The organism is Nostoc sp. (genome assembly GCF_035638895.1).
In the GTDB taxonomy this organism is placed as follows: domain Bacteria; phylum Cyanobacteriota; class Cyanobacteriia; order Cyanobacteriales; family Nostocaceae; genus Nostoc.
In genome coordinates, this window is sequence record NZ_DASQZC010000628.1 from 1 (window position 1) to 4,387 (window position 4,387).

Sequence of the window (4,387 nt, forward strand, 5' to 3'; positions counted from 1 at the left end):
CGATTCCGGTGATTTTGTTAACTGCCAAAATCCAGGCTTCCGATCGCCGTCGCTATACTCAGATGGGAATGATCAGTGCGATCGCTAAACCATTCAATCCTCTAGAATTAGCTACTGAAGTAGCAATAGCACTGGGTTGGATAGAGGAAGCTAAATAACCCCTTTATCATCTATTTGAACCACAATTATTGCAGGAGCGTATAGCTACCTGACTTTTCAGGGTATCTGGAAAAGCCCACGAAAACTTAACCTCTTCCCGATGCGGGAACGGGACAAATTTAAAATATTTCTCCTTTTAGGAGAGAGATTTTACAAATACCGTGATAAGTGAGAGTGACAGCAAGCTGATTTTAACTATAGGACTAATAATTGATTTCTGAAAAAACTCGGTATAGATCAAAAAGCCTAATTCCTTATTCCCTACTCCCTACTCCCCACTCGCCGCCCACGTAGATAATTTCAAAAATCAAATACGATTCCTATATGAACTTCTGCCTATTTATCATTGATATTCAAAATGGATTTATCAATCAAAATACAAGCCATGTTCCACAAAGGGTTAAATCCTTATTAGAGCAAAATATTTTTGAACACGTCATTTTCACAAAATTTATAAATACGCCTAATAGTCCTTATGTCAAATATCTACATTGGCACAATCTTATATCAGAAGTTGAACAAAAAATTGTAGATGATATTGAACCATTTGCTCAAGTAATTTTTGATAAAACTATATACACCGCTTGTAACGAAGAGACACTTAACTTCCTAAATAGAAATGATATCCAAAAAGTATTTATTTGTGGCTTGGATACTGAGTCTTGTGTTTTAAAAACTGCTATTGATTTTTTTGAAAATAATATTATCTCTTATGTCTTAGAATATTACTCAGCATCAACTGGAGGTGATAAATTTCACCAAGCAGGTCTTTTAGTATTAAGTCAGATGATTGGGGTAAACCATATTGTAACTGAACCCCTAGATATGCAGAATCTAAATAAATACTTACAGTTAGTATAAGAATTATATCTGATTTCTGAACATAATTTCAGATAAAACTGGCTCTTTGACCTCAGTATATTTTCAAAAATAAAAAAATCAAATTGGAGTTTTATGGTTTCAACCCACATTCCGCAGGTACAATTTTTATAAAGAAAATCTAAAGGTGACATATAGCGATCGCCTGAAAACAGGATAATGCAGCTGAACTGTCCAATCCTTCCCATTTAACCTAAAACTATGGCATCTACAGCTAAAATCCTCGCCTTTGCAGGCAGCACCCGGATTGAGTCTTACAACAAAGAAGACTATCATTAGGAGTTAAGGATGATCACAAAAATAAAACCTAGACATCCTGGCGGATTAATCAAGCGTCAGTATCTGGAACCGCTAAATATCACAATTACTGACTTTGCTGATATTCTTAATGTGTCTCGTAAAACTCTATCTGATATAGTTAACGAGCAAGCAAGTGTTACGCCGAATATGGCGTTTCGTTTGGCTACCGCCTTGCAAACTACTCCTGAACTTTGGTTAAATCTACAACAAAAATATGATCTTTGGTGCGCTGCTAATGAATCAGAGTCTTGGAAAGATATAGCACCTATAAATTTATAAGCTTCCTGATCAACAAGATTTCGGACTTCTTAAATCAATCGGGAATCTGAGCATTTCAATTCTCACAAATTATAACTTAATATTCTTAGACAAAATTGATTTAGGTAGCATTCCATGCACACCTTTGTGGGGACTGTTCACAACTTGAGTGATATGAAAATTCACAGCTAAACTACACAATACATAAGCATCTTCTGGCGACAAATTCGCAAAGCGTTCCAGAAAATCAATCATGTTTTTTAAAGCCAGTTCTAAGGCTTCATCTAAGGTGTGGGCAAATCCCATTGTAATGATATGAGTTGGAGTTTCGGCAATTGGTGTTGTCAGTTGTAAATCCTTGCGAAGCTTGAGGGTAATTCTGCCGTTCATGGAAGTTTCAATGGCGGTGACATTAACTTCACCATCTCCCTGTGCCGAATGCCCATCACCAATAGAAAATAATGCACCTGGTACGAAAATCGGCAAAAATAAACGAGAACCAGCTTGTAATTCTCGGTTGTCGATATTACCACCGTAAGAACCTGGCGGGACAGAAGTTCGAGAAGTTTCTGGAGTAGCGACACCAAGAATCCCAAAAAACGGTTTGAGGGGAATTTTTATGCCAGCACCCGCCGGAAATTCAGCGATATTGTTTGCTAAATCTAGAGGAATGAATCTCAACGCAGGTTGAGGAAACTGATGTGGTAAAGCTCCCCAACCTGTACGAATAGCATTGAAGCCGACAGGTAAACTAGGTGCGATCGCATCTAATTGTACTTCTAAAACATCCCCTGGTTCGGCATCTCGCACATAAATCGGCCCTGTCAGTAAATGCGGCCCCCCAGCAATTTTGCGTTCTGGTAGAAGATTTTGGCAGATGTCGATAAATTCTGGTGTGACAAATTCAGGTGGTGCTTTGTCATAAACGTAGTAACCAGTATAAGTTTCCACATCAACCGTATCGCCTGAATCAATAGTGAGTGCTGGTTTTAACAGATGGGAAAAACCACCTAAATGCACAGTTTCTTTTGAGGCTTTTAAAATGTAATGAGTCATGTCGCTTCGCTCCAATTAAAAATTAAAAATTAACAATCACCATAAATAATAAATTTAAATTTACTTACTCTATATCATGAGTCTGTTTCGGTCGTATCATATCTGCCTAATCACTTATCAAGCGTTACGCCCCCTTTGCTCCCTGCTCCCTTGCTTCTTTTCCAACTTCCGTCAAGCCTCAGATGAAAGGATGCCTACTAGTACTCGTACCAAATCTTCTAAACCTTCAGGAACACGATAAAGTTTAATATCTTCTGTAATTAGCTTCTGTTGTCTATTGAGTGTACCAAATTTCCAGTCATCTCCATTAGTAACTGCGCCAAATAAAATTGATGATTGATCATATAGAGACTGATCCAGAGCTATTAGTTCTACTGCTAGCTGTGTAAACCCTCTTCTGATATCTGATTGTTTTGCTTCAATCACCAATAGGGAGTTAGACTTATATAAATAATAATCTAAAGTCCCTTTTAGTTTTTCATCTACATTAATTGGATACTCACTATATAGTTGAGCTTTTGTCTGATCGCAGATTTCAGCAAGGATAGGAGCAATCATAAATTCTCTGATTGATATCTCAGCCGTTGGGTTAAAAAGCTTTATATTGCGCTTTAAATAGTTTTGTAAAAATTCTAAATAGCTAATATCAGCAAAGTATCTTGGTAATTCTAGCTCTGTGCGCTCATAGCTGTACTCAAACTCAGCTACTACATCTATTGTTGGGTTAGGTAACAGAAAGTATTGACTAAAAGTATAACTTTGCTCAGGTTTTAAAATTCTATATCTACTCATGATTTTATATCGTTAATGAACTATAGAAAAGATATTACGAATTACGAATTACGAATTACGAATTAGTATTATTATCTCAATAATTTGCTAAACTCCAACTTTAGGGATAGCAAATAAGAACAATTTGAGCAGGGAATTTGGAGGGGTTGTAGAGTGGCTGATGATGAACGCATAGTCAATGCACAACAGATAAATCCAAAAGACTTTTCATGGGGATTATGGCCTGTTGTGCCACTCTACCCTTATGGCAGGCGGCAGACAATCCGTAAAGAAGTGGTCAAGGACACAATTTGGAATTTTGACCAGATTCAGGGCATTTTCTACGTTGTTGTACCGATTCGCATGACTGTTGTTAAGCTCGAAGCCGGGGGTCTTCTCATCTACGCACCTGTTGCACCAACTCCAGAGTGCATCCGGCTTGTGAATGAGTTGGTGGCGGAACACGGTAATGTTAAGTACATTATCCTGCCAACTATCTCCGGTATAGAACATAAAGTATTCGTCGGCCCCTTCGCCAGATACTTTCCGACTGCACTGGTGCTTGTAGCTCCCCATCAGTGGAGTTTCCCGCTAAATCTCCCCCTTAGCTGGCTTGGCTTACCCCCGAAACGAACTCAAGTACTTCCAGAAGATAGCAGCAAAACACCCTTTGCTGACGAGTTTGATTATGCAATGCTGGGGCCCATCGAGCTTGGCCCTGGTCGGTTTGCGGAAGTTGCTTTTTTTCATAAGCGATCGCATACTCTTTTAGTAACAGATTCTGTGCTTTCTATCTCAGAAGATCCACCTGCGATCGCACTTTTAGATCCATATCCCTTACTATTCCATGCCAAGGATGATGCTACTGATATTGTTGCAGACATTCAGGCAAATCGCCGTAAGGGATGGGGGCGCATCTCGTTGTTTGCTTTGTACTTTCAACCAAACGCACTAAATATCCGCC

General features: G+C 38.7%; 6 protein-coding genes. 4 read left to right on the forward strand and 2 right to left on the reverse strand.

Translation table 11 applies throughout. The features are described from left to right. The 3 genes from VE944_RS30420 to VE944_RS30430 all read left to right on the forward strand — a co-directional run. Window positions 1–158, forward strand: a 158-nt coding sequence (locus VE944_RS30420) for a response regulator (RefSeq protein WP_475483636.1), incomplete at its 5' end; no start/stop codon positions are given. A 325-nt stretch (window positions 159–483) separates the two neighbouring features. Next, window positions 484–1,020 (forward strand): cysteine hydrolase family protein, encoded by a 537-nt coding sequence (locus VE944_RS30425; protein WP_324986371.1) that lies wholly within the window; start codon window positions 484–486, stop codon window positions 1,018–1,020. 306 nt (window positions 1,021–1,326) lie between these two features. Next, window positions 1,327–1,617 carry a HigA family addiction module antitoxin gene (locus VE944_RS30430; protein WP_324986374.1) on the forward strand — a complete coding sequence of 97 codons (291 nt, stop codon included), beginning with the start codon at window positions 1,327–1,329 and terminating at the stop codon, window positions 1,615–1,617. Between the two features lie 69 nt (window positions 1,618–1,686). Here VE944_RS30430 and VE944_RS30435 read toward each other — a convergent pair whose 3' ends face one another. Further along, window positions 1,687–2,652 (reverse strand): acetamidase/formamidase family protein, encoded by a 966-nt coding sequence (locus VE944_RS30435; protein WP_324986377.1) that lies wholly within the window; start codon window positions 2,650–2,652, stop codon window positions 1,687–1,689. 171 nt (window positions 2,653–2,823) lie between these two features. Then, window positions 2,824–3,444: a hypothetical protein gene (locus VE944_RS30440; protein ID WP_324986380.1), complete on the reverse strand. Its 621-nt coding sequence runs from the start codon at window positions 3,442–3,444 to the stop codon at window positions 2,824–2,826. Window positions 3,445–3,597: 153 nt separating this feature from the next. Between VE944_RS30440 and VE944_RS30445 the strand changes: the two genes are divergently transcribed. Beyond that, window positions 3,598–4,387 (forward strand): DUF4336 domain-containing protein (locus tag VE944_RS30445; protein ID WP_324986383.1); only part of this gene is annotated, 790 nt, incomplete at its 3' end.

Excerpts from the sequence above, each read along its gene's own strand:
- VE944_RS30435 (WP_324986377.1), bottom strand. The coding sequence starts at position 2,652 with ATGACTCATTACATTTTAAAAGCCTCAAAAGAAACTGTGCATTTAGGT.
- VE944_RS30430 (WP_324986374.1), top strand. The coding sequence starts at position 1,327 with ATGATCACAAAAATAAAACCTAGACATCCTGGCGGATTAATCAAGCGT.
- VE944_RS30440 (WP_324986380.1), bottom strand. The coding sequence starts at position 3,444 with ATGAGTAGATATAGAATTTTAAAACCTGAGCAAAGTTATACTTTTAGT.
- VE944_RS30425 (WP_324986371.1), top strand. The coding sequence starts at position 484 with ATGAACTTCTGCCTATTTATCATTGATATTCAAAATGGATTTATCAAT.